Below are 24,292 nucleotides of genomic sequence, written 5' to 3'. Positions count from 1 at the left end.
CGACCAACAATTGCGCGATGGCGAAAGAGAATACTTGGATTTCATCAAAATTACATCATCTAATTTAATCACTTAAGTGTCTCGCTTCTGGCATCGTGTTACAGTTTGATTTTTATCGCTGTACAAACAAGGAATTATGATGGGTTGCTGTGATGCTCCGGGCTTGATGCCGATTGAAGAGGCAATGGCCAAAATTCTCGAAAACACTCATACCGTCCACGAGACTGAATCATTGGCTCTCGACAAGGCTATTGGTCGAGTTCTCTCTAGTGAAATATTATCCCCTATTCACGTACCTCCTTTCGACAACTCAGCGATGGACGGATATGCAGTAAGAATTGGAGACCTAAATACTAAATCAACACTTCCATTGGCAGGGCAATCTTTTGCTGGTGCTCCTTTGCAAGGAGAATGGCCTAAGACGACGTGTATTCGGATTATGACTGGTGCACAAATCCCTGAAGGGTGCGATGCCGTGATTATGCAAGAGAATGTCACTGTCACTGACGAAGGTATTGTGTTTGATCCTTCGAACGTAAAAATCAATCAGAATATCCGCCCACTCGGTGACGATATCCAAGTAGGACAACTTGTACTAGGAAAAGGCAAGCGACTTACTGCTCGCGATCTACCTATGTTGGCCTCATTAGGTATTGCGCACATTGAAGTGTATCGCAAACCGATCGTAGCCACTTTTTCCACAGGTGATGAATTAAAGCCTGTAGGAACACCACTTGGCGCAGGGGAGATCTACGACAGCAACCGTTACGGAACCATACCTCTGTTTGAAAAATTTGGTTGTGATGTAATCGACCTAGGTGTTATCCCTGATGATGTCGAACTTCTAGCTCAAGCGTTTGATAAAGCGAAGACAGAGGCCGATGTCGTTGTTACTTCAGGTGGTGTGAGTGTCGGCGAAGCTGATTTCACCAAAGATATCCTTGAACAAAAAGGGGAAATTGGTTTTTGGAAACTCGCCATAAAGCCAGGTAAACCCTTTGCATTCGGTAAACTCGATGACGCCCTATTTTGTGGTCTACCCGGAAACCCTGTATCGGCCTTTATGACGGCTTACATTTTAGTTCAGCCATTGCTGGCTAAACTCGGAGGCGAAAGTGAGTGGAAGCCTGCACCAACATTACCGGCAAAGACATTATCGTCATTCAAGAAGAATCCGGGTCGCACCGATTACCAGCGTGGTATTTACGCTGTAAACGAACACGGAGAGTTTGAAGTAGAGACCACCGGAAACCAGAGTTCAGGCGCCTTCCGATCTATGAGCCTAGCGAATTGCTTTGTCATTCTTGAGCGTGAACGAGGTCGAGTGGAAGCAGGAGAGACCGTTCAAATCCAATTATTTAATTCCACCCTATATTAGAGGTTATATGGAAATCTTGAGCGACAAAGAGATGCTTCGCTACAATCGCCAGATCATCTTGCGCTCCTTTAATTTTGAGGGGCAAGAGGCCCTCAAACAGGCTTCCGTGCTGATCATTGGAGCTGGAGGCTTAGGTTGTGCGGCAACGCCTTACCTTGTCTCTGGTGGTGTTGGCAAGCTGACTATTGTCGACGATGATGTCGTTGAACTTTCTAATTTGCAGCGACAGATTCTTCATGCTGAATCTGATGTGAACACTCTGAAAGTAGAATCTGCAAAAGCTAGTCTTTCACAGCTCAATTCATATTGTGAAATCACCGCTATAGGGCACCGCTTAGATGACATTGAGCTTGATTTAGCTATAGCTAATCATTCAATAGTCATCGATGCGAGTGATAACCTCGCTACTCGAAATCAGCTCAATCGACTGTGTCACAAACACAAAACGCCTTTGGTTTCTGGCGCCGCAATTCGACTTGAAGGACAAGTGATCAGCTTTACCTATAAAGAGGATGAACCTTGTTACGAGTGCTTGAGTACACTCTTTGGTGCCAATGAATTGAGTTGTGTTGAAGCTGGGATTTTAGCGCCGGTTGTTGGTGTTATCGGAAGTATGCAAGCATTGGAAGCTATCCGTTTGCTCTCAAATCTAGGTACTCACAAACCTGGGAAATTAATGATGTTTGATGCTCTAAGCATGAAATGGCAGGAATTTACTCTGCCAAAACAACCGTCATGTTCTGTTTGTAATATCTAGTAAACGTTTGCGTAAGATTTTTATCACAATCTGCCAATGAAAATGATTCACAAACTCGCTTCAATACCTTAGATTAATCTTATTCTTTAAGGGTGGCATTCCCCTCCACCCTGTTTTCTTGTATAGGATGAACAAGACATGAGCAATAAACTAGAACAACTTCGCTCTATGACTGTAGTGGTCGCTGACACTGGTGATATTGAAGCAATTGCTAAATATAAACCTCAAGACGCTACAACGAACCCTTCTCTAATTCTGAAAGCCTCTCAACTTGAGCACTACGCTACGCTAATCGATAGCGTCATTGCGCAAACCAAGCAAAAGTTTGATGACTTAGACCAACAGCTAAATTATGCCGGTGACTTGCTTGCAGTAAACATTGGTAAAGAAATCCTAGGTATTATTCCGGGTCGCATCTCAACTGAAGTTGATGCTCGCCTATCTTACGATACGGAAGGTAGCATCGCCCGCGCTCGTGGCTTAATCAAGATGTATGAAGAAGCGGGTATTTCAAAAGACCGCGTTCTGATTAAATTAGCGTCTACATGGCAAGGTATCCGCGCTGCAGAGCAACTTGAGAAGGAAGGCATCAACTGTAACCTTACTCTATTGTTCTCATTTGCTCAGGCACAAGCTTGTGCTGAAGCAGGCGTATTCCTGATCTCTCCATTTGTTGGTCGCATCATGGATTGGCACAAAGCGAAAGAAGGCCGTGACTTTGCTGCTAGCGAAGACCCTGGTGTTCAATCCGTAACCGCAATCTACGACTACTTCAAAGACCATGGTTACAACACTGTAGTGATGGGGGCAAGCTTCCGTAATACAGGTGAAATCCTTGAACTAGCAGGCTGTGATCGTCTAACCATTAGCCCTGCTCTTCTTGAAGATCTAGAGAACGCGGAAGGTGTTGTTGAAGAGAAGCTTGTTGATAACGGTGCAACTAAAGAGCGCCCTACTCCTCTAACAGAAGCTGAGTTCTTCTGGGGCCACAACCAAGACCCAATGGCAGTAGAAAAACTGGCAGAAGGCATCCGTTTGTTCGCAGTGGATCAGGTTAAGCTAGAAGAAATGCTTACCGCGAAACTGACAGCTTAATAGCTCTGACGCTTCATTTGCTATGACTAGGCTCCTGCAATGCAGGGGCCTTTTTTATGTTCAGCTTAAAACTAAATGCTTTCAGCTATAAGATTAGAGTTAGAGCCAACTTTTGCATGACTAGATGCCCGATAAAACACTTCGGGCATGACAAGGGGAGGCCATAATGACAATCACCAATTCTTTCACCTCCGAGCGCTCCTATCAGAGATCTTAGCACTGACCAAGCAGGGGAATTGCCAAAGAACTTTCGGATACCAGATCTTGCCACAATTCCACTCCACAACTAGGTTTACTAAGTTCCAATTATTATTTCAAGGAGAGCCTAAATGCCACATCATACCTACAAGAAAATGGAAATTGTTGGATCATCAAGCGTTGGTATCGAAGACGCTATTAATCATGCCGTAGAAAAAGCCAGTCAAAGTGTGCACAACATGCGCTGGTTCGAGATGCAGGAAGTTCGTGGTCATATCGAAGAAGGAAAAGTCGCCCATTGGCAGGTGACTGTGAAGATTGGATTTACATTGGATTAGGTATTAAAAAAGAGGTTTCGGCCTCTTTTTTAATACGCCTAACCGGATTAACCGTAGTGCTCTAGATACAAAATCGTAGCGGCGGTACGTGATTTCACTTGTAGCTTTTTCAGCAAGCTCTTCATGTGAACCTTCACCGTTGACTCAGAGATGAATAAGACGTCTGCTATCTGCTTGTTGCGATGGCCCAGAGCTACCTTCGATAGGATCTCTAATTCACGTTCAGTGAGGCTATCTAACAAGCTTGGATTTTCGGCGCGGTCTCGAATATGCTGAGCCACAATATCGCTATACACCTTGTCACCATCTAATGCTGAATGGAGATGTTCGATCAACTCATCGGGCTCACTGTCTTTCAATAGGTAGCCATCTGCGCCCGCTTTGACAATGGCATCCATATCCGCAGGTGAATCCGAAACCGTCAGGATCACAACCTTCGCCGTAATGCCTTCTGATCGCAGTGCTTGTAGGGTATTTAGGCCTGACAGTCCCTTCATATTCAAATCCAACAGGATAAGATCGAGTTCATGTTGATGAGCCAGTGCCAACGCTTCTGTTCCGTTAGTTGCCTCGCACACAATATCGAAATCATCTTCAAACGACAGCAATTGCTTGATGCCACGACGAATCAATGGATGGTCATCCACAATCATAATGCGGTAGATATTACTCACTGTCAGATTCATCCTTACAGGTAAAGGTTATTTGTACTGTGCTCCCAACATTGGGCTCACTGGTGATGGTTAGCTTGCCATTAAGGTACTGGCTTCGCTCATTGAGAATAGATAGACCGTAATGGTCTGCTTTCTCTATCTCAGTGTCAAATCCTTGTCCGTTATCTATGATAGCGACAGTAATTTGGTCTTCTTCTTGTGTACATTGCACATGCAATAAGCTCGCTTCGGCGTGCTTAATCGCATTGTTTGTTGCTTCACGAATAATCTGTAGCAAATGAACTTGCTGAGAAGCCTGAAGCTGCATGGAAGAGAGATTATTGTCTACATGAATCTCTGCCGCTGTGGTTGTCTGAAGCTTATCAATCAACACATTAAGGGCATCACCAAAATTCGCTTCATCAATGCTAAATCTAAAGGTACTCAACAACTCTCTCAATTGAGTGTATGCCTCCCGCAGACCATCATCGATTTCTTGAACGATGGCTGAAGACTTGGGCATATCGGCAATTGAGCCCTCTTTTTTCATTGAACGCTTTAACAAACTCATTTGAATCTTCAAAAATGACAGGGATTGCGCCAAAGAGTCATGCAACTCACGGGCAATAGCACTTCGCTCAGCATAAATTAAAAGCTGCTCAAACTTCTTTTGAGCCTGATTGTAATAGATACCCCTAGCCAAGATATAAGACATATTATCGATGAGTTCTTGCTCGGAAAACTGCAGTGTCGTTTGTAAACATAAACACCCTAGCCTCACTTCATCAAGAATTAAAGGAGTCTCTTGCCATGTATCACCACAAACATCACCGGCAATCAACTCGGTAGGCTGACCTGCACTATCATCGATAATCAATCTAACGGCATGAACATTTTCGACCGTCGACATATTACTAATAATCTGTTGAAAATGCGCAGGAGCTAGCCGTGATGCAGACAGTTGTTGTGTACTTTTATACAGCACCTTCAGCGAGCGGTTAGCGTGACGCAGTTCCTCTGTTTGATTCTCAACGGTCGCTTCCAACCTTTGATAATGATTTTTAAGATTTTGGGTCATACCATTAAACGTCGAAGCCACCGCTCCCAACTCATTGTTCACCGATTCATTCAACACAACATTGAAGTTTTGCGACTCAACCTCTCGACTTGCATTGACCAAAGACTGCAGTGGTTGGAGAACTTTGAGCCGGACAAAACGCATTATCACCAACGAGATCAGGATAATGCAGGTTAAACCAAACCCACTAAACACCACCATATTGAGAAGTTTCTGCTCAGTATTTAGCTGCAACTTAAATACAAACTTATCTATTCGAGATACAAACACTGGTACATGTTGCTGATATTCAGTGTGTTTTTTAGAAAGCAAAAGCTCTTTCATGACATGCCAGCGATCGACAATGGACTGATAGTTTTCTTGAATATCAGACGGTACATTCCAGCGAATAAGGTTTTGCATAGAAGGAGAAAATAAGGATGCCTCAAATTGCTCAATATGTTCGGCTGTTTCCGGAGAATCCGTTTCGATATCGTGAGCGAGCCTATAGCTTTGCATCCTCATAGAACCAGAGACATTTACCGCCTCCGCATCATCAAAGCTTGAGTAGACCGTTGCGACTGCAACGATGATAGTCAACGCAGACAGAATTACCATCAAAGACACTGCGCCACCAATGGTAAAAGCTACTGATTGTGTAGTTCGTTTTTTCACTCAAAACCCCATCCGTAGATTCGTGATCTTTGCCGTATTAACTAATTGATCTAAAACAATTTAAGCATAAGTTTAACCCTTTTGAGGTATATCGAATACATTTTATTCACCTAAAATTAGTAGGTATTTACAATAGCGCATTTTTCATAGTTTAAGCTCAATTGCTCAGGGACGAAATTGGTCGATTTATCAAAACGAAAATTATTCACTCGACGAGCGTCGAAAACCCAATTGGTTTACGACGCAGGTCAACGTCTTCCTTGGGCCCAAGCTGACTCTATATTTATCGATGGTTGCACCCAATGTGGCAAGTGCATCGATGCGTGTGAAACAAAAATTATAATCAAAGGCAGTGGTGGATTTCCTACTGTTGATTTTGAAAAAGGTGAATGCACCTTCTGTGAAAGCTGCGTGAATGCGTGTCCCGAACCGATATTTAGACCAACAAAAGAAACAGCATGGAAAATAGCGGCTAAAATTAATAGCACGTGCCTCGCTTACAAGAATGTCGAATGTCGTACCTGTAGCGACGAATGCGAACCAACAGCAATACAATTTTCTTTTGGCGTTGGGCATGTACCCCAACCTAAACTAGACTCTCAGTTGTGCACTGGATGTGGAGCCTGTATTAGCGCTTGTCCCGTGTCAGCTATATCAATGACTGACTGCAACGAGGATAGCAATGCCAGCCAGTGAAGTTCATATCTCAAGTTTTATCGTTTACTGTGCTCCTGAAGCAATGGAGACAGTTCGAAGTAAGGTGGATAGCTTTTCCGCCACTGAAATTTTTGCCGAAGATTCAGGCAAATTTGTGGTGGTAATGGAAACAGAAAACGAAGGTTACATCACCACAACTATCGATGAAATAAACGATCTACCAGAAGTAATTAGTACGGCTTTGGTTTATCACCAAATCGAAACCGATATTGACACCCTTGACACCGACATACATGCAACGGCTACTACCGATGCCAGCATCGGTACACCGACCCCGCAAGAGGACACACTATGAAAATGACACGACGCGAGTTTGTGAAAGCAAACGCTGCTGCATCAGCGGCAGCGGTAGCCGGAATTTCACTTCCCGCTTCTGCGACCAATCTCATCGCAAGCTCAGACCAAACCAAAATTAAATGGGATAAAGCACCCTGCCGTTTTTGTGGTACTGGCTGTTCAGTATTAGTCGGGACTCAAAACGGTAAGGTTGTTGCAACTCAGGGTGACCCTGAGGCTCCGGTAAACAAAGGCTTAAACTGCATCAAGGGTTACTTCCTATCTAAGATTATGTATGGCCAAGATCGTTTGACTCAGCCTCTACTACGAATGACTGACGGCAAGTACGATAAAAACGGTGAATTTACTCCTGTTTCTTGGGACGTTGCTATGGATACCATGGCAGACAAATGGAAAGAAGCACTGAAGAAAAGCGGTCCGACTAGCGTTGGTATGTTTGGTTCGGGTCAATGGACCGTTATGGAAGGTTATGCTGCCTCAAAAATGATGAAAGCAGGCTTCCGTTCAAACAACATCGACCCTAACGCACGCCACTGTATGGCATCTGCGGTAGTAGGCTTTATGCGTGCCTTTGGTATCGATGAGCCAATGGGATGTTACGACGACTTTGAAAATGCGGATGCGTTTGTTCTTTGGGGTTCAAATATGGCCGAGATGCACCCGGTTCTATGGACTCGTATTGCGGATCGCCGTTTAAGCCACCCTCACGTAAAAGTGAATGTTCTGTCGACCTATTATCACCGTTCTTTTGAACTGGCAGACTACGGCTACATTTTCCACCCTCAGTCTGACCTTGCGATTGCGAACTTCATCGCAAACTACATCATTCAGAACAACAAAGTAAACCAAGACTTTGTTAACAAACACACTCACTTTAAACAAGCAGATACGGATATCGGTTATGGTTTGCGCGACGATGACCCATTGCAGCTAGCCGCTGAGAATCCAAATTCAGGCAAGATGACAGGCATCAACTTTGACGAGTATGCTAAATCTGTTGCACCATACACGGTAGCAAAAGCAAGCGAAATCTCTGGTGTCTCTGAAGAACATCTTGTTCAATTGGCAGAGCAATACGCCGATCCAAACACCAAGGTCATGTCTCTTTGGACTATGGGTGTTAACCAACACACTCGTGGTGTATGGATGAACAACCTGATTTATAACATTCACTTGTTAACAGGTAAAATTTCGACTCCAGGTAACTCTCCATTCTCGCTAACAGGTCAGCCGTCAGCATGTGGTACTGCTCGTGAAGTAGGTACGTTCGCACACCGTCTGCCAGCAGACATGGTAGTTGCAAACCCTAAACACCGTGCAATAGCCGAAGATATCTGGAAGCTACCTGAAGGTACTATTCCACCGAAGCCTGGCTATCACGCGGTTCTACAAGACCGTATGCTTCATGATGGTAAATTGAACGCTTATTGGGTGATGTGTAACAACAATCTTCAAGCAGGTCCAAACATCAACACTGAGCGTCTTCCTGGTTATCGCAACCCTGAAAACTTCATCGTGTGTTCAGACCCTTACCCAACAGCAACAGCTCAAGCCGCTGACCTTATACTTCCAACTGCAATGTGGATTGAGAAAGAAGGTGCTTACGGTAACGCAGAGCGCCGTACTCAGGCATGGTACCAACAGGTTGAAACCGTTGGTGAAGCGAAGTCTGACTTATGGCAGCTGATGGAATTCTCTAAACGCTTTAAGATGGAAGAGGTTTGGCCAGAAGACTTATTGGCTAAAGCACCTGAATATCGCGGTAAGACCATGTACGACATGCTATTTAAAAACGGTCATATCGATAAGTACCCGCTATCTGAAGCACAAGAGTTAAATGATGACGCTAAAGCGCAAGGCTTCTATGTCCAAAAAGGTCTATTCGAAGAATACGCAACCTTTGGACGTGGTCATGGGCACGATTTAGCACCATACGACGTTTACCACCAAGTGCGAGGCTTACGTTGGCCTGTCGTTGATGGCAAAGAAACACTTTGGCGCTTTAAAGAAGGCTCAGACCCATACGCTAAGAAAGGCTCAGACTGGGACTTCTACGGTAAGCCCGATGGTAAAGCGTGGATTATCTCAGCGCCATACGAGGCTCCACCTGAAGTGCCAGATGCAGAGTTCGACATGTGGCTATGTACCGGTCGTGTTCTAGAACATTGGCACACAGGTACTATGACTCGTCGTGTACCAGAGCTTTACAAGGCTGTTCCTGATGCTGTCTGTTATATCCATCCCGCAGATGCTAAACAGAGAGGTCTACGTCGAGGTGATGAGGTATTGGTATCCAATAAGCGTGGCGAGATTCGTGTTCGTGTTGAGACTCGTGGTCGTAACCGCCCACCAAAAGGCTTAGTTTTCGTACCATTTTTTGATGCTCGAATTCTGATCAATAAGCTGATTTTGGATGCAACGGATCCATTGTCTAAACAGACTGACTATAAGAAGTGTCCAGTCAAGATCACCAAAGTGGCTTAGGCCTTTGTCAAATATTCGGGGCTAGGACTCTAGCCCCCAAAATTTAGCCATTAGGCGGAGAAATAATAATGAAAAAGCTGTTGATTGCTCTGTTATCAATAAGTGCTATTGCCGCAGGTATTGCTCAGGCGGACGTTGAAGGTGTTAGCAATGCTAAACCTGATATGGATGATGCAATGCTAGAGCAAACCGATATGGAAAAGGCAGAAAATGCGGGTGTTGAGCAAGCTGAACTGCTCAATCCAGGTGGTATTGGTGGTGTTGAGTCACTGCGTGGCGTTAGTGAACTAGAAGCAACACGCCCTGCGGATAGCTTCAAAAAATATCCTCGTGAGCAAGTTATTTCAAGTGATTATGTTTACCAACCACCATTGATTCCTCATAACATTCGAGGATATGAAGTTTCATTGAATGCAAACAAATGTCTTGCATGTCACAGCTGGAAAAATGCTGGTGAAATGGGTGCCACCAAGGTGAGTGTTACTCACTATGTAAACCGTGAAGATGCTGTATTGGCCGACGTGTCTCCACGACGTTACTTCTGCTTGCAATGTCACGTGCCGCAAGCGAATGCAAAACCACTGGTAGAGAACGAATTTAAACCTGTTGATTCACTTCAATAACCTTTACTAGTCGTTAACAAAAGAGGCTATTTATGAAATTTTTACTAGCGTTTTGGAAGAGACTAACAACTCCAAGTAAGGCAGCCGCAGGCATTGTTCTTTTCATGGGGTTTGCTGGTGGTCTTCTATTCTGGGGCGCATTCAATACTGGGATGGAATACACCAACACCGAAGAGTTTTGTGCTGGATGTCACGAGCCTATCGTGCAAGAGATACAAGAGACTATCCACTACTCAAACCGTTCCGGTGTACGAGCAATTTGTTCAGACTGTCATGTACCTCATGAATGGACTGATAAGATTATTCGTAAAGTTCAGGCATCCAAGGAAGTATTTGCCCACATCATTGGTACTATCGATACACAAGAGAAATTCCAAGCTCGCCGTGGCCACCTAGCTGAACGTGAGTGGGCTCGTCTGAAAGCTAACGACTCACTAGAGTGTCGTAACTGTCACGAGTTTGATTATATGGACTTCTCTGAACAGGGTGATCGCAGTGTTAAACAACACTCTACAGCGCTCGCTTCAGGTGACAAAACCTGTGTAGATTGTCACAAAGGTATTGCACACAAACTGCCAGATATGCACGGCGTTCAAGGTTGGTAAGGGAGAGTTATGAGTCAATTAGAATCCATCATCTGGCACGTATTGGGTTATAGCGCTATGCCGGTGATTATCATTGGTGGTTTTGCAGCAGTTGCCGCTATCAGCATCTGGCTACTTTCCATCACAGCCGATAAAGAAGATACAAACTAAGCCATCATTACGATCGGTGACTGATTAAGCTCGATGCCAAAAGCATCGGGCTTTTTTTATAGACGTCTCAGAGCTAAAAGCAAGAATATTGTCATTATTACCTGTTGTTAAGGGGAATCTTAGGGCGTTCCAATTTGAAGATTGCCGATAAGAGACTTCGGCAATGACTACGTTGGCGTTAACGATGTGACACGAATCAAGCTCGGTCATTCCCACATGCGTTAGTGGGGATCTTAGGACGCACCCAATCAAAGATTACCGATAAGAAATCTCGGTAATGACGACGTTGGCGTTAACGATATGCACACGAACGAAGCTCAGTCATTCCCACAGGTTGTTAGTGGGGATCTTAGGACGCACCCATTCAAAGCTTGCCGATAAAAAACTTCGGCAATGACGACGTTGGCTTTAGCGATGTGCACACAAAAGCAGTTCGGTCATTCCCACGTGTTGTTAGTGGGGATCTTAGGGCGTACCCACTCAAAGATTGCCGATAAGAGACTTCGGCAATGACGACGTTGACGATGTGCACTCGAAAGAAGCCCGCCTATTCCCACATGTTGTTAGTGGGGATCTTAGGACGCACCCGCTCAAAGATTGCCGATAAGAGACTTCGGCAATGACGACGTTGACGTTAACGAAGTACACTCGAAAGAAGCCCGCTTATTCCCACATATTGTTAGTGTGGATCTTAGGACGCACCCAATCAAAGATTGCCGATAAGAGACTTCGGCAATGACGACGTTGACGTTAACGATGTGCACTCGAAAGAAGCCCGCCTATTCCCACATATTGTTAGTAGGGATCTTAGGGCGCACCCACTCAAAGATTGCCGATAAAAAACTTCGGCAATGACGACGTTGGCGTTAACGATGTGCACACGAACGAAGCTCGGTCATTCCCACAGGTTGTTAGTGGGGATCTTAGGACGCACCCAATCAAAGATTGCCGATAAGAGACTTCGGCAATGACGACGTTGGCGTTAACGATGTGCACACGAACTAAGCTCAGTCATTCCCACAGGTTGTTAGTGGGGATCTTAGGGCGCACCCACTCAAAGAGTGCCGATAAGAGACTTCGGCAATGACGACGTTGGCGTTAACGATGTGCACACGAGCGAAGCTCGGTCATTCCCACAGGTTGTTAGTGGGAATCTTAGGACGCACCCAATCAAAGATTGCCGATAAGAAATCTCGGTAATGACGACGTTGGCGTTAACGATATGCACACGAACGAAGCTCGGTCATTCCCACATGTTGTTAGTGGGAATCTTAGGGCGTAGTCACTTGAATAGATGCGAAACCACACTCATAACACATGAAATTGCTCTCATATTTCATTATGTGGTCGATATCATAGAACATACTCATGCTCTAGTTTCAGTTCAAACTTTTCGCAATACGCACTTTTTTTGACCATAATTAAGAGTAATTTGACCCTATCTTTATTCACTCATGAGGAATTCGCATGATATACAGCCAGCATGCAAATGAGATAAACAAAGCGGCAACACACAAAATTGGACGTCTTATTGCCATTATTGTTGCAGTAAAAATTGGCTTAGTTGCTTTGCCAAGTCTTATATCTTCACTACACGGGTTAGGTCACTTCTTTTAATCTCTAATTTGCTTACCCCTAGATCAAAAGCGACAGCCCCATTCTTCTAGTTATAAAGAATAGGGCTGTCGTTTTTTGCTAAACAGTTAATCGTTAGAATACTTCATTCACATTAAAATAGAATAAGGTTTCATCTTCACCAAACCCAAGATCCGCTCTTAAGTTTATGCGCCCCTTCAAACGATAACGTAGCCCTAAACCATACGACGTAAGTATGTCATCGCTTAGTTGATCAACCTCTTCACCTGTCGAGCCTACACCAGCCCAGAAGACACTGCCCCAGCGACGATAGATAGGTAATCGATATTCGACTTGTGCCATCGCCATTTGTTCATCACGATGTCGACCTAATATATAACCACGCATTGCATACGCTCCCCCTAGATCAGGAAGCTTATTCCAAGGTACATCGCCAGAAGTGAACTTTCCTTGTCCTTGTAGCGCTAGCACTCCTGGTACTGGCTCTAGATCAATAAAATGAGCAAGCTCGATATCGTACTTACCAAATGAGTCCGAGTTGAGGTCACTATAATATGCGCCAAAGTCGGCTTGGAGCAACGTTCCCTTTTCAGTGTTCTCGATATAGTTTCGACTATCGTAAAGCACGGTAACAAAGGCACCTGCTGACGTATTTGATTCTAAATCGTTAAACAGGCTAGGATTACCGCCGTTATTCACCTCATCCCCCACTTCAGGATCACGAGTATCAATGTAGGTTACATTACCACCTAAACCAATAAACCAACTGTCTGCCACACGATGGTACCAACGAGGGGTTAACGTCACTAAGGTTTCTGTATACAACACTTTATTATCATCAATGCTGGTAGAGTCGTAGCCTCGTCCATAGTATACAACGGGCTCGTCATGGATTTCTGAATCAATCTCGAAGCGGTTATTTCCATCATTCAGGAACGTGATATTGTCAAAAGTCACCCCTACAGATAGATTTGTTGATACATAGGCATTAATAACAAAGGAAGAGGTTTGTTCAAAGTCTATTGCTGAGTCGGTTTTATAAAGCCCAATAATCAAGGCTCCCCCACCAAATTCTTGCTCTGGGTTATAAAACACTGAAGGAATATAGCTCATGTCGACCCCTTTATCAGGATCAAACCCACCATCCGCTCCAACAAAGTCGAATGCATTATCGACCCACGTAGGCTCTGCATCGGGTGGGGTGGCAAAGAGCGGCTCAACAGCATTTGCCGAAAAGTGCAAAATCAGAAAGCCTATGAACAAAATTGAAGATAGTGGCTTGGTAGACATTACGACTCCTTGTGATGTCTATAAATTTGCGTCGTGGCTATGTCTTCGTTTTAACTAGACTTTTACCGACTATGTCGCTTATTCTAGCTAATGAAACATTTATTTAACAAGGTTTATTGCTCGTATGAAAACACTTTTAGCAATGGTTTGTACAATGCTCCTTAGTGCTTGTGTTACATCTACTCCAGAACGCGAAAACAATTTTGCTGTAGGTGTGGTTTCAAGTGGTGACTTCCAGTTTATTTCAAAGAATATGAGTACCTATGCTTGGCACCCCAATTCTGGTAAGGCATTTATTGAAGAAAAGGACCAAGAGCAATCTTTGCGACAAGTTTTTGACAAAGCGATCGAAAATGAACTGGCAAAAAAAGGCTATTTTCGTGTGGAGCTTAGTCAATCTCCGGATTTTGTGGTCGGATACGGTCTTGCGTTAGAGTCTCAGCTATCAGACGATATGCTGTTTTCAAAAACGCAGTTAAGCACTGGAATCCCAGCGGATGATTTCCACAATAGCGACGAAAAAGGCTCACTGGTTATTTTTATGTTTAATTTTCCACTGCTAGAGCCAAAGTGGCGCGCGTTAGCACAGAGTGGTGCTGATCTTGAGCGCGATCCAGAAGAGCACCAACAACAAATATCGCGCTATGTAGATACTATATTACGTGAGATGCCTACAGCCAATTAATTACAAGATACGGCGGTTAGTTTTACTTCCCCAATAAACTAACCGCGTATTATCATTATTATCCTGCTTGTAATGACCCGTATAAAGTCTGATAAAGCCCGTCAGTTTCAATCAAATCTGTATGCGTGCCTGACTGTATGACCTTTCCATCTTCAAGAACATAAATCAAGTCAGCTTGTTTAACAGCTGATAATCTGTGAGCAACAATTAACGTTGTACGATTCTTCAAAAAACGATTCAACGCAAGGTGTAATTCTGCTTCGGTGGAAGTATCAAGTGCTGAAGTCGCTTCATCTAAGATCACTAATTCAGGGTTACTCAAAACCATTCGTGCAATGGCTAGCCTTTGGCGTTGGCCTCCAGATAAACGAACACCTTGACGACCGATATGAGAATCCAGCCCTTTAGGCAACGTCTCTTTCAGACCAAGAAGTTGGGCAACCTCTAGCGCGCTCCATAGCTCATTGTCACTATAGTCTTGTCCAAGAGTAAGATTTTGACGAAGCGTATCATTGAAGATCATTGGTTGCTGCAGCACTACCGCTAGCTCTTTTCGCAGTGCCTCATAGCTTACTGTTTCAATGGTATGCCCATTGATCAAAATGTCACCACTGTCTTTTTGATAGATACCAAGAAGAAGCTGAATCAAGGTTGACTTACCCCCACCAGATGCACCAACCAAGGCCACTCGCTTTCCTTTCGGGATCTTTAACGAGAAGTCATCAAGCACCTTTCGTTCGGCATCATAAGAGAAACCTACACTCTTAAATTCAACTTCGATAGGTTCGCCTTTTTCAAAAGGGTTTACAGAAGCAACAGGACGGTGCTCTTCTGGCATATCTAAAATCCCATTCAAGCGCTTCATAGCCGCTGATGCGCTGTACCATGAGAATTGAATACTCAATAGTTCTTGAACCGGTGAGAGCATAAACCACAAATAACCAAACACCGCGAAGATCTGTCCTATGGTGAGGTCACTAAATAACACCATCAACATAGCTGCAGCACGAAAGATCTCAAAGCCAATTAGGAACATTAAGAACGACAGACGATTTGCGGCATCCGATTGCCACGCATACTTGTCCGCATCTACTCGTATAGACTCAGCATCTTGCTTCAACCGACCTAGATACTCTTGTTCTCTATTGGCTGCACGAAGCTGATAGATACCATCCAAAGTTTCTACAAGTCTTTGCTGGAACCGCTCAAAAGATTGGTTTTCTTTCTTCTTAAGGTGTTTAACTCTTTGTCCAAGCTTACGAGAGAGATAAATCACAACGGGGTTCATTAAAATAATAAACAAACCCAATTGCCAGTTGAGCCAAAGTAGAATGCCTCCTGTACCAATGACAGTGAGCACACTAATCACAAAACGACTCAGCGTATTACCAATGAACTTATCAATGGTCTCTATATCTGTCACTAAATGAGACGTCAGCCCCCCACTGCCCTTCTCCTCATATTGCTGCATGGAAACCCGGCCTAGCTTATCAAGGATCCATTGACGCAATTGACAGGTCAATTGCTTAGAGATCAAAGTAAACTGTCGGGTTTGTAAAATATTTAGTGCTTGACTTCCTATTCGCATCACGATGATCAGAATGAGAACAGTGACAATATAACCGGTGGCAGTTTGTAACCCCGAAGGCAAGAATGAATTAAGAAATGCCAAACCCTTGGCAGGTTTATCAAGTAAGACTTCATCTACCATGAGAGGCAAAAGCAAAGGGATTGGTACGCTCATCAGGGTTGCAACAAATGCGATGAAATTGGCGTAGATAAGCATCTTTTTATGCTTCATTGCCTGTTGATATAACCACTGTTTATTGAGCTTTGGCATCTCGCCAGCTTGTTGTTCGGTCACACAAAATCCTTTCTATAAGCCTTAATTTTAATTGTACGCTTTGAATTGAAATGTTGTTTAACTATTGATTAATTATTGTGTTTTGGATTATTTAAAACACAACAAGCCGAGCACCTAATGGCACTCGGCTATCGATTGGAGCGTGATTAGAAGAAGTACTCGGCGTTCACACCCCAGTTACGACCGGCTTGAGTATCAAAGTCTGTGCGTTCAGTGCTGCCACTCAGATCATCGTACAGCCAATATTTTTCATCGAAGGCATTAAACAGGCCAGCACGCAAGGTTAAGTCTTGCATTGGGCGATAGTAAGCTGTCACATCCAGCACGCTATAAGAAGGAGCGTCAATGTTGTCTACTTCGGTCCAGCTATCTTTACTTGCAACCATGGTGTAGTTAACTAGAGCACCGAGTGTCTTGTTCTCATTGTCATAGCCAAGTCCGATAACACCCGTCAGTGGTGCAACAGAATCTAGTTCACGACCGGTATTTACATCTTCACCGTAAGCGTAAGCAATGCTTAACATCGTGTACATTCCTTGAGGACCAAGAATGGTACCCGCAGCTTCAGCACCGTAGATTTTCGCCTCATCGATGTTAACCATGGTAATAATATCTTTATCACCTTGGTTACCAATCACCTTGCTAGTGATAAAGTCATCGTATTGGTTATAGAAAGCACTCACTTCATATTGATAGATCTTACCTGTACCACGGAAGCCCACCTCATAAGACAAACTGGTTTCTGCTTCTAGGTTTGGATTACCCATGAAGATTGCGCCTTCGCTGTACGAGTAGTAAAGATCGTAAACCGTTGGTGCTTTAAAGCCTTGGCTTATTTGTGCGTAGGGGCTAAACCAATTCGCGACGTGATAAACTGCACCAATACGACCAGTAACCGCATCATTGTCGTTGCTCTCGTGCTCAACACCATAGCCATCTGTCGTTTCCGGGTCTGTTGAGAAAGAGTCATAGCGAAGGCCTGCAGAAAGAACCAGTTTTTCTTCCATTAAGAAAGCTTGATCCTGAACGAAGATACCCCATTGCTGCACCGTTGCATTAGGAAGACCTGTGCTGCCCGGAGACGAACTCGGCGGCGCACCTGTACCACTTTGAATAAAGTAGTCCGTGTTTTCCAAAGAGAAGTCGTTATACAAGAAGCTACCACCATAAGTCAGCTCATGATAATGCCCATCAGCCATGATCAGCTTATTGAACTGCATATCAAACTGGTATGAATCATCTTGTGCAATACGCTGACGGTTACGAATGCGGTCTGTATAAATAGGGAACCAATTAGTCGTGTCGTAGTTGTTCGATTCACTCTCTGTGGTTTGATACGATATTTTCCATGCCAAATCATCAGCAATTAGGCTGTTCATTGCCCATTCATGCTCAAAACCAATGCGCATTCGATTATTGTGGTCTTCAACAGAAGAATCGGTATACACAAAGCCCGGCATGATTTCATAACCCTCTTCAGAGGCTAAGAATGAATCATATTGGTAATCGAAATATTCAAAGGTCACCCCTAAGCGATGATTGTCATTCGCTTGGTAAAATACCTTAGCTAAACCGTTGTAAAGCTTTGTATCAGCAGGGTCGGCTGCGCCGCGATCAGGGCCTAAGATATCGGCACCATCACTGTGTGTCTGATATTCACTACCATCTGCATAAGTAAACATAGCAATGGTTTCCCACTTGCCTTGGCGCATTGCCCAGGTCGCCGTGTTCTTAAACTCACTATTAACCGAAGAATACCCTGACTTGATACCAAAGCGATGCTCATCACCTTCAGTTACCAAAACATCCTCTGGATTTTTAGTACGCATAAGCACTACGCCGCCCAGCGCGTCAGAACCGTATAGACTTGACGACGGACCTTTATTTACTTCAATACCTGCTAGCGTATCTGTCTCAATGGTATTTTGATATTTACGTTGTTGGCTTGCACCTGGGTTATACGGCACGGGTTGCTGAACCCCATCGACCATTACCTTAACGCGACTGTCTTCCATACCTCGAATATTAAAACCCGACACGCCAAAGCGACCACTGCCTTGAGCTTGAACACCCGGTGTATATTTCAAGGTATCTTTAAGATTGCTGTTCATTTCCGCATCGAGATCATCGCGACTCACGGTTGCAACAGAGGAAGAAACATCGCTCTTATTCTGCTCTGTTCGAGTTGCCGAGACTACCACCTCATCAAAGGTAAAGGTTTCTTCCGCAAATACTGTTGATGATGCACACACTGCACTGATGGCTAATGCCAGACTTGTTTTTTTGTACATGGTTTGACCCAAAATCCGTTTTATAAATATGTAAATGCCCTACCGACTGAAAATATCAGTCGGCTACAGGCTAATTCTTTAATTATGAAAAGTGAGAGCTAATCTTGTTCGGCCGTCAATTCTGCGATTTTTTGCTTCTCTTTTTCGACGTGACCTTCGTTGAGATGAAGGAAATCTACAAGATCATTGCCTGAGACATTGAATGCTTGACCAAAGCCCTTGACGTAACGACCACTGCTAGGCGTCAATTTATAGAGGTTAAAATCGCCAAGTTGTGCGAGGTTTTGAGCCATTTCGCCAAATCGTTCAATCAATGCATTAACTCCAGCCTTGCCCTGCTTTGAGCTTTTATCGATATGCTCGGCTGTAGTATCAAAAGTAAGGCGTTTTCTTGCGTGTACGCTCTTTGCCGATGCTTCGTCTTGAACCATCATAATGGATACATTTCTATTGCCTTTGAGATTCTGACCATGAGCAGCTAGATCGCTCACTAGGATGTAATAGCCCGCTTGATCAAACGCAAAGGGAGAGTAACTAACATGTGGCAGACCTTCTTTAGTAATTGTCGCGAGCTGCAGACTTTTGCAAGTATTACGAAACTCTTGAACCTCGGGACCTAAACGGCCTTGTAGACGTTGTTGTCTGATCTCAGCGCGATCTTCGGCTTGTTGCGTGCTCATTATGCGAATTCCTTTTTTAGCAACTCTAGCTTTTCAATTTGTTCAGGGAACAGTTGACGTTTCTTGTCTCGCCCAAGATAGACTTTGAATACACACTCTCCTGCTTCATCGTAAAAACCAATGTAGTGACTTGCCATCTTACGAAATGGCTTGGACACCAATGCAATATGTTTAACCAGATCCAATCTTAAATGACCGTGTAATTCGCCTTCACGCCCCATTAGGTTGTAGTAACCATGTGCGACCTTACCTTTAGGGAAAGGGGCTTTAAATTCAAAAATGGAACCGAACGAATGAACGATAGTCGTCACTTTTCCCCAAGTAGGTAAAGCTTCTAAAATTTCTTGAGCCTTCTCACCCGCGACCGACGTGACCATGCTAGAAGGCAAAACAAAAGTAATCTCGCCTTCTGTTACATTCAGTTCATTTGCCATTTGCGACACAGGAACTGCATCGTCGTTTTCCATCATGGTAGCGACCGCTTCCAATACTTGCTGCTTTGTTAATGATGTGTACATCTTCTCCCCCTAAAATTAAGCTGCTTTGATGCTTTTTTTATCGATATTATTGTTATTTGGTTTCAACAGGCTATTCGGATTTTGCTGATTAGAAACGACTTGTATTAGATTTTGCGCCAGCGTTACAGACCAAAATTGTCCTGCTAAAGTCAGTGAAAGATAGCCACTGCTAAGGTTCACTAACCCGTTTTTCTGCCATGCGTCAAACAATGGTTTAAGTGCTAAAAACATACCTTGAGGCAGCACTCTTTCACTTAAAACGCCACGGTCAAAGGCGGCCTTAATGGTATTGACTAGGCTGTTATTTGGCGCACTGTAAAATGCCATACCTGCTGCAAACTCATCTGCTTTGCCTGCCTCAATGTATTTATCCATGTCACGATACTGCATTGAGCTAATACCATTCACATTGCCCCCAGCGCCTGCGCCAAGTGGCATTACCTGCGCTGATGTTTTCGCTAGGCTGTTGTAGATGGAGCGCTCGCGGTTGTCTGAACTCCAGTGATTAACGCTAAGACGTCTTTGATGGTGTTTCGCCATGAATTCAACGCCCATTTGATACATGCTCGCCTTAACTTGAGTATTGGCAGGCTCTGGTAGTTTCCCCTGTTCGACCAAACGTTCCATTGGTAGGTTCTGCATTTCAATCAATTGGTACAAGTCAACGCCATGGGCACCACTTTCTAAATACAATTCCAAATCCGATGCCCAAGTATCCAATGTCTGATGAGGCAGACCGTATAAAAGGTCGATAACAATAGGCGCGCTGTCATAGCTAACGAAATGTTGAAGACGCTCTAGTACCTCTTCACCATCATTTAATCGCTTGGCACTGCGACGAACCTTAGTATCAAAGCTCTGCACGCCAAACGAAAATCGGTTAATGCCACCTTCAAGTGCAGATTCGAATTTCTGGTCATCAAAGCGATTAATACGCCCCTCTAAGGTAATTTCACAATCTGGAGTTAAAGGAAAATGGCTTCGAATCATCTCACCCAGTTGCTTTATCTGTTTAGCACTCAAGTCTGTTGGTGTGCCTCCACCGATATACACAGCTCGAAAAGGAAATGCTTGAGTCCAAGGCATTGCGGCCTTCCACAATAATTCTTTTTTCAAAGCTTCAAAGTATTCATCGATGAGCTTAGTACTAGAGGCATATTGGAAGAAATTGCAGTAGGTGCAGCGCACACGGCAAAAGGGAATATGGATATAAAGACAACGAGGTCCCTTATTCCCTTGCTCAGAGGATGCATTTGTTAGCGCTGATTGAGTGAGCTCTGTAGGAACTGGCTTTGCCATTCCACCAGCATGCGGGCCTTTCTTTTTCGCAAAGGCGAAGCGCAATGGGTCTGGTGTATGGTTGCCCACTATCTCTGGGTCAAGTAGAGCAGGGTTGTTTAATTCAAGATTCATTATTTCTTCTTGGTTTTCAATGTTCTGCGTGGCGAATTTCTATTATTTGTGCCACAGAATTAAATGAGAACAAATCTCATTCGCTCAAATTTGTGACCACTATATTGATCTTAATAAATAATGCAAATGATAATTGATCCTATTCGCATTATCTGCATAATGCCTTTTATTAGTACTTAATTGGTAATGGTTTCCAACCACTGTGAAGAATTATAGATATCTACTCGCGGGCATTTTTTCTCTTTTAATTCACGGGGTTGCTCTCTCTTTCTCTACCCAAAAGCAGGAGGTAAGCCTTGCAAGTAGCAATGAAGGACATGCGGTTAGCATCAAGTTTGTTTCTCTCGCTCAACCTGAAAAACAGGCAGAAAAGAAAGAAGTAGAACCTCAGCCACTACTACCCGAAAAAAGTACACCGAAGGAAAGTGAAGCAAAGGAACAGGCACAGCTAAAGAAAGCAAAGCTCGTAGAAAAGCCGAAAAAGAAGGTTGAGAAGAAATCGCCAGTAACCAAGCCTGTGAAACCTCAACCGACTAAAACAGCGAAGAACGAACCAAAGCCGACATTAACTGAACCTGTCGAAACTAAATCGAAAGAAACGCCGAAAGACAAACCTGTAGAGCAAAAACGCGAAAAGGAAGTGGTACAACCGCAAACCGCTTCTAGTAATGCCGCAAGTTCTAGCAAGCCAAAAATGGTCGAAAAACCCACATTTTCAGCTAAGCCAACACCGGTAAGCTATCCAAGACTCGCACAAAAACGGGGATGGCAAGGAAGTACATTGGTGGAGATTTGGATCAACGAAGAAGGCAAGCAGATTAAACAAACAGTGGTGAACTCCTCTGGGCACAGACTGTTAGACAAAGCAGCACTTAATGCGGTTTCAGAATGGCAATTTCAACGCAGAAATGAACAAGGACAACGCATCGCTTATCGAGTGCAGGTTCCAATCAACTTTCAACTTAACTAAAAGCAAACTTAACTAGAGCAAACTATGCAAATCTTGATAACGCTTCATAGCCAACTAGGAATGATGACCATACCGCTGACGATACTTTCAGCGCTTACTCTGATGCTCATTATTGAACGTACCCTTTTCATGTTGGTGAATGGGCGAACTCATACCACGCAGATTCTTTCCAAGGTGCACCACATAAACTTCTCCAATTCAGCACAAGTTGAACAGTTTATTGAACAAGACTTACAAGGTAAAACCATCATTTATCAAGCAATGCGCATGCTCCTTGGTCATCGTAGCTTTACCAAAGAACTGCGCGAAGAAGCAGTAAGTATTTGGTTGTTTAAAAAGCGTCAGCAATACAAATCTGGGATACGTATCTTGTCCATTATCGGGGTTATCAGTCCTTTAATTGGTTTGCTCGGCACTGTGCTTGGCTTGATTGATATGTTTAAAGGACTTGCTCACACCTCCGGAGCCATCTCTCCTGCAGTCCTAGCCGATGGCCTGGGTTTGGCTATGTCGACTACTGCAGTTGGCTTGCTTATCGCCCTACCAGCCATTACTGGTGCACAACTTCTTAGCATGTGGGTAGAGAAAACCTTGGCCAAGATCGAATACACCCTAAACCACAGTAATCTGCATATAGAAGGCATTTACATTGACTGCCCAGACAATGCAAAGACATGTGAAGAGGTCGTCGCATGATCAAGTCGCAATCCAGTTTGTTTGATGAAGAATTCACTCCTGACCTCACTCCTTTGCTGGACATCATCTTCATTGTCATGGTGTTTCTTCTATTGACTGCAAACATCACTATAAAAACCATGGAAGTAGCAATACCTCAAACCGACGATGCTCAAGTCTTGAACGACCAAGATAAAGAAGTCATTGCGGTTAATATTCTTGCTTCAGAGCCAAAATGGGCCATCGATGGTGTTAGCTTTCAAAGCTGGGAAGAGTTTACTGATGAATTGCGACTCCAAGTGCAGGCATCACCAAAGCGAGATTTGATTATCTCACCGGATAAATCCGCCGACGTTGAGTCCATGCTTAAGGTTCTCGCGTGGCTTCAAAACAATAACATCGACGCTACCAATATCGTCATGGAAGAGAGTAAATAATGAAACCATTCCTCTTAATACTTAGCCTTTTCTTAGCGCTACCTGTTTTCGCCAACTCAACGGGTGAGCAAAATCGAATCATTAGTGTCGGTTCTAGCATTACCGAGCTTATGTACGCTCTAGATGCAAAAGACCAATTGGTTGCAATTGATGTAACGAGTCGTCACTTTGATCACTCAGGTTCATTGCCTCAAGTGGGATACCATCGTCAACTCTCTGCTGAAGGTCTAATGGCACAAAACCCCACTCATGTGATTGGTTCTCATGAGATGGGCCCTGATTCAACATTAAAATTGCTGAAATCTGCGGGTATTGAAGTGATTACTGTCCCGTCAGGAGATCGCGAAACCGATCTTGCCGGTCGTATTGATGCCATTGCTAAGATAACGGGTAAACAAGAACAGGCTTCAGAATTAAAACAGCAGCTTCATCAACAGATTGAAACCTTGCAGAGCCTTGATTCAGCGCACCAACCTAAAGCTATCTTTGCCATGCTCAGCGAAGGAAGGCCGGCAACAGTCGCGGGCTCTGAAACGACGATAGACAAGATCATTCAGCTTGCAGGTGCAACCAACCCAATTAACAGTAATTTCAGCTCTTATAAGTCAATGTCATTTGAAGCAATCGTCGGCGTTCAACCAGACTACATTTTGGTTGCCCAACGTACGTGGGATGCACTAGGCGGACAGCAAGGTATTATCGAGAAATTTCCACTATTAGCGGCTACACCAGCAGCGGCAGACAACAAAATTATCCCAATACCAAGTAGCGCTATCATTGGCGGTTTTGGTATTGAAAGTGTTGAGTTAAGCCAATCACTCTATCAAACATTTGAGCGCAACTGAT

Annotated in this window: 24 protein-coding genes; 16 read left to right on the top strand and 8 right to left on the bottom strand. The window is 44.0% G+C overall.

Annotated elements, in window-relative coordinates; all coding sequences use genetic code 11:
- Positions 1–139 precede the first annotated feature (139 nt).
- From moeA to OCU48_RS13860, 4 genes are all read left to right on the top strand, one after another.
- Positions 140–1,378: a molybdopterin molybdotransferase MoeA gene (gene moeA, locus OCU48_RS13875; protein ID WP_141347403.1), complete on the top strand. Its 1,239-nt coding sequence runs from the start codon at positions 140–142 to the stop codon at positions 1,376–1,378.
- 7 nt (positions 1,379–1,385) lie between these two features.
- On the top strand, positions 1,386–2,135 hold the full coding sequence (locus OCU48_RS13870) for a molybdopterin-synthase adenylyltransferase MoeB (protein ID WP_141347394.1): 750 nt from the start codon (positions 1,386–1,388) through the stop codon (positions 2,133–2,135).
- 138 nt (positions 2,136–2,273) lie between these two features.
- The gene (tal, locus tag OCU48_RS13865; RefSeq protein ID WP_141347395.1) at positions 2,274–3,230 is read left to right on the top strand and encodes a transaldolase; all 957 of its coding nucleotides are present in this window, start codon (positions 2,274–2,276) and stop codon (positions 3,228–3,230) included.
- A 329-nt stretch (positions 3,231–3,559) separates the two neighbouring features.
- Positions 3,560–3,766, top strand: a complete 207-nt coding sequence (locus OCU48_RS13860) for a dodecin (RefSeq protein ID WP_141347396.1) — start codon at positions 3,560–3,562, stop codon at positions 3,764–3,766.
- Between the two features lie 47 nt (positions 3,767–3,813).
- Here OCU48_RS13860 and OCU48_RS13855 read toward each other — a convergent pair whose 3' ends face one another.
- Together OCU48_RS13855 and narQ are read right to left on the bottom strand one after the other, a co-directional pair.
- Positions 3,814–4,419 (bottom strand): response regulator, encoded by a 606-nt coding sequence (locus OCU48_RS13855; RefSeq protein WP_141347404.1) that lies wholly within the window; start codon positions 4,417–4,419, stop codon positions 3,814–3,816.
- Between the two features lie 13 nt (positions 4,420–4,432).
- A complete protein-coding gene (gene narQ, locus OCU48_RS13850; protein WP_141347397.1) occupies positions 4,433–6,151 on the bottom strand; it encodes a nitrate/nitrite two-component system sensor histidine kinase NarQ in 1,719 nt (572 codons plus the stop codon).
- Positions 6,152–6,328: 177 nt separating this feature from the next.
- On the opposite strand from narQ, the gene napF reads away from it, so the two are divergent.
- From napF to OCU48_RS13815, 7 genes are all read left to right on the top strand, one after another.
- Entirely contained in the window at positions 6,329–6,847 is a 519-nt protein-coding gene (gene napF / locus OCU48_RS13845) for a ferredoxin-type protein NapF (protein WP_141347398.1), read from the top strand.
- On the top strand, positions 6,834–7,163 hold the full coding sequence (locus OCU48_RS13840; RefSeq protein WP_141347399.1) for a chaperone NapD: 330 nt from the start codon (positions 6,834–6,836) through the stop codon (positions 7,161–7,163). The genes napF and OCU48_RS13840 overlap by 14 nt, the downstream gene beginning before the upstream one ends.
- Positions 7,160–9,649, top strand: a complete 2,490-nt coding sequence (gene napA / locus OCU48_RS13835; protein WP_141347400.1) for a periplasmic nitrate reductase subunit alpha — start codon at positions 7,160–7,162, stop codon at positions 9,647–9,649. Before OCU48_RS13840 ends, napA begins: the two co-directional genes overlap by 4 nt.
- Positions 9,650–9,717: 68 nt before the next feature.
- Positions 9,718–10,272, top strand: a complete 555-nt coding sequence (locus OCU48_RS13830; protein WP_371859144.1) for a nitrate reductase cytochrome c-type subunit — start codon at positions 9,718–9,720, stop codon at positions 10,270–10,272.
- Between the two features lie 32 nt (positions 10,273–10,304).
- Positions 10,305–10,877 carry a NapC/NirT family cytochrome c gene (locus OCU48_RS13825; protein WP_141347401.1) on the top strand — a complete coding sequence of 191 codons (573 nt, stop codon included), beginning with the start codon at positions 10,305–10,307 and terminating at the stop codon, positions 10,875–10,877.
- 9 nt (positions 10,878–10,886) lie between these two features.
- On the top strand, positions 10,887–11,027 hold the full coding sequence (locus tag OCU48_RS13820) for a TIGR02808 family protein (RefSeq protein ID WP_141347402.1): 141 nt from the start codon (positions 10,887–10,889) through the stop codon (positions 11,025–11,027).
- A gap of 1,467 nt (positions 11,028–12,494) precedes the next feature.
- Complete coding sequence (locus OCU48_RS13815; protein WP_167496210.1) at positions 12,495–12,644, top strand: hypothetical protein; 150 nt, start codon at positions 12,495–12,497, stop codon at positions 12,642–12,644.
- Positions 12,645–12,737: 93 nt separating this feature from the next.
- Here the strand turns inward: OCU48_RS13815 and OCU48_RS13810 are convergent, their stop codons facing one another.
- A complete protein-coding gene (locus OCU48_RS13810) occupies positions 12,738–13,913 on the bottom strand; it encodes a BamA/TamA family outer membrane protein (RefSeq protein ID WP_141346379.1) in 1,176 nt (391 codons plus the stop codon).
- A 124-nt stretch (positions 13,914–14,037) separates the two neighbouring features.
- Here OCU48_RS13810 and OCU48_RS13805 point away from each other — a divergent pair, with 124 nt between their 5' ends.
- Positions 14,038–14,598 carry a DUF4136 domain-containing protein gene (locus tag OCU48_RS13805; protein WP_141346380.1) on the top strand — a complete coding sequence of 187 codons (561 nt, stop codon included), beginning with the start codon at positions 14,038–14,040 and terminating at the stop codon, positions 14,596–14,598.
- 58 nt (positions 14,599–14,656) lie between these two features.
- Here OCU48_RS13805 and OCU48_RS13800 read toward each other — a convergent pair whose 3' ends face one another.
- The 5 genes from OCU48_RS13800 to hutW form a co-directional block, all read right to left on the bottom strand.
- Positions 14,657–16,438: an ABC transporter ATP-binding protein gene (locus tag OCU48_RS13800; RefSeq protein ID WP_208727195.1), complete on the bottom strand. Its 1,782-nt coding sequence runs from the start codon at positions 16,436–16,438 to the stop codon at positions 14,657–14,659.
- A 170-nt stretch (positions 16,439–16,608) separates the two neighbouring features.
- The gene (locus OCU48_RS13795) at positions 16,609–18,753 is read right to left on the bottom strand and encodes a TonB-dependent hemoglobin/transferrin/lactoferrin family receptor (RefSeq protein WP_141346382.1); all 2,145 of its coding nucleotides are present in this window, start codon (positions 18,751–18,753) and stop codon (positions 16,609–16,611) included.
- Positions 18,754–18,851: 98 nt separating this feature from the next.
- Positions 18,852–19,433, bottom strand: coding sequence for a heme utilization protein HutZ (hutZ, locus tag OCU48_RS13790; RefSeq protein ID WP_141346383.1), 582 nt, complete (start codon positions 19,431–19,433; stop codon positions 18,852–18,854).
- The gene (hutX, locus tag OCU48_RS13785) at positions 19,433–19,951 is read right to left on the bottom strand and encodes a heme utilization cystosolic carrier protein HutX (protein WP_141346384.1); all 519 of its coding nucleotides are present in this window, start codon (positions 19,949–19,951) and stop codon (positions 19,433–19,435) included. Before hutX ends, hutZ begins: the two co-directional genes overlap by 1 nt.
- 15 nt (positions 19,952–19,966) lie before the next feature.
- Complete coding sequence (hutW, locus tag OCU48_RS13780) at positions 19,967–21,364, bottom strand: heme anaerobic degradation radical SAM methyltransferase ChuW/HutW (RefSeq protein ID WP_141346385.1); 1,398 nt, start codon at positions 21,362–21,364, stop codon at positions 19,967–19,969.
- Positions 21,365–21,566: 202 nt separating this feature from the next.
- On the opposite strand from hutW, the gene OCU48_RS13775 reads away from it, so the two are divergent.
- Genes OCU48_RS13775 through OCU48_RS13760 form a run of 4 tightly spaced genes read left to right on the top strand, consistent with a single transcriptional unit; the run spans position 21,567 to position 24,291 of the window.
- On the top strand, positions 21,567–22,334 hold the full coding sequence (locus OCU48_RS13775; RefSeq protein WP_141346386.1) for an energy transducer TonB: 768 nt from the start codon (positions 21,567–21,569) through the stop codon (positions 22,332–22,334).
- A gap of 24 nt (positions 22,335–22,358) precedes the next feature.
- Positions 22,359–23,030, top strand: a complete 672-nt coding sequence (locus OCU48_RS13770; RefSeq protein WP_141346387.1) for a MotA/TolQ/ExbB proton channel family protein — start codon at positions 22,359–22,361, stop codon at positions 23,028–23,030.
- Complete coding sequence (locus OCU48_RS13765) at positions 23,027–23,446, top strand: ExbD/TolR family protein (RefSeq protein WP_141346388.1); 420 nt, start codon at positions 23,027–23,029, stop codon at positions 23,444–23,446. Before OCU48_RS13770 ends, OCU48_RS13765 begins: the two co-directional genes overlap by 4 nt.
- Complete coding sequence (locus tag OCU48_RS13760; RefSeq protein ID WP_141346389.1) at positions 23,446–24,291, top strand: heme/hemin ABC transporter substrate-binding protein; 846 nt, start codon at positions 23,446–23,448, stop codon at positions 24,289–24,291. The genes OCU48_RS13765 and OCU48_RS13760 overlap by 1 nt, the downstream gene beginning before the upstream one ends.
- The last annotated feature ends 1 nt before the right edge of the window (position 24,292 follow it).

The sequence above is a fragment of the Vibrio inusitatus genome, assembly GCA_024346935.1.
GTDB classification, from domain to species: Bacteria; Pseudomonadota; Gammaproteobacteria; order Enterobacterales; family Vibrionaceae; genus Vibrio; species Vibrio inusitatus.
Note: the sequence above shows the minus strand (reverse complement) of the source record. Positions and strands in the feature narration are given on the sequence as shown.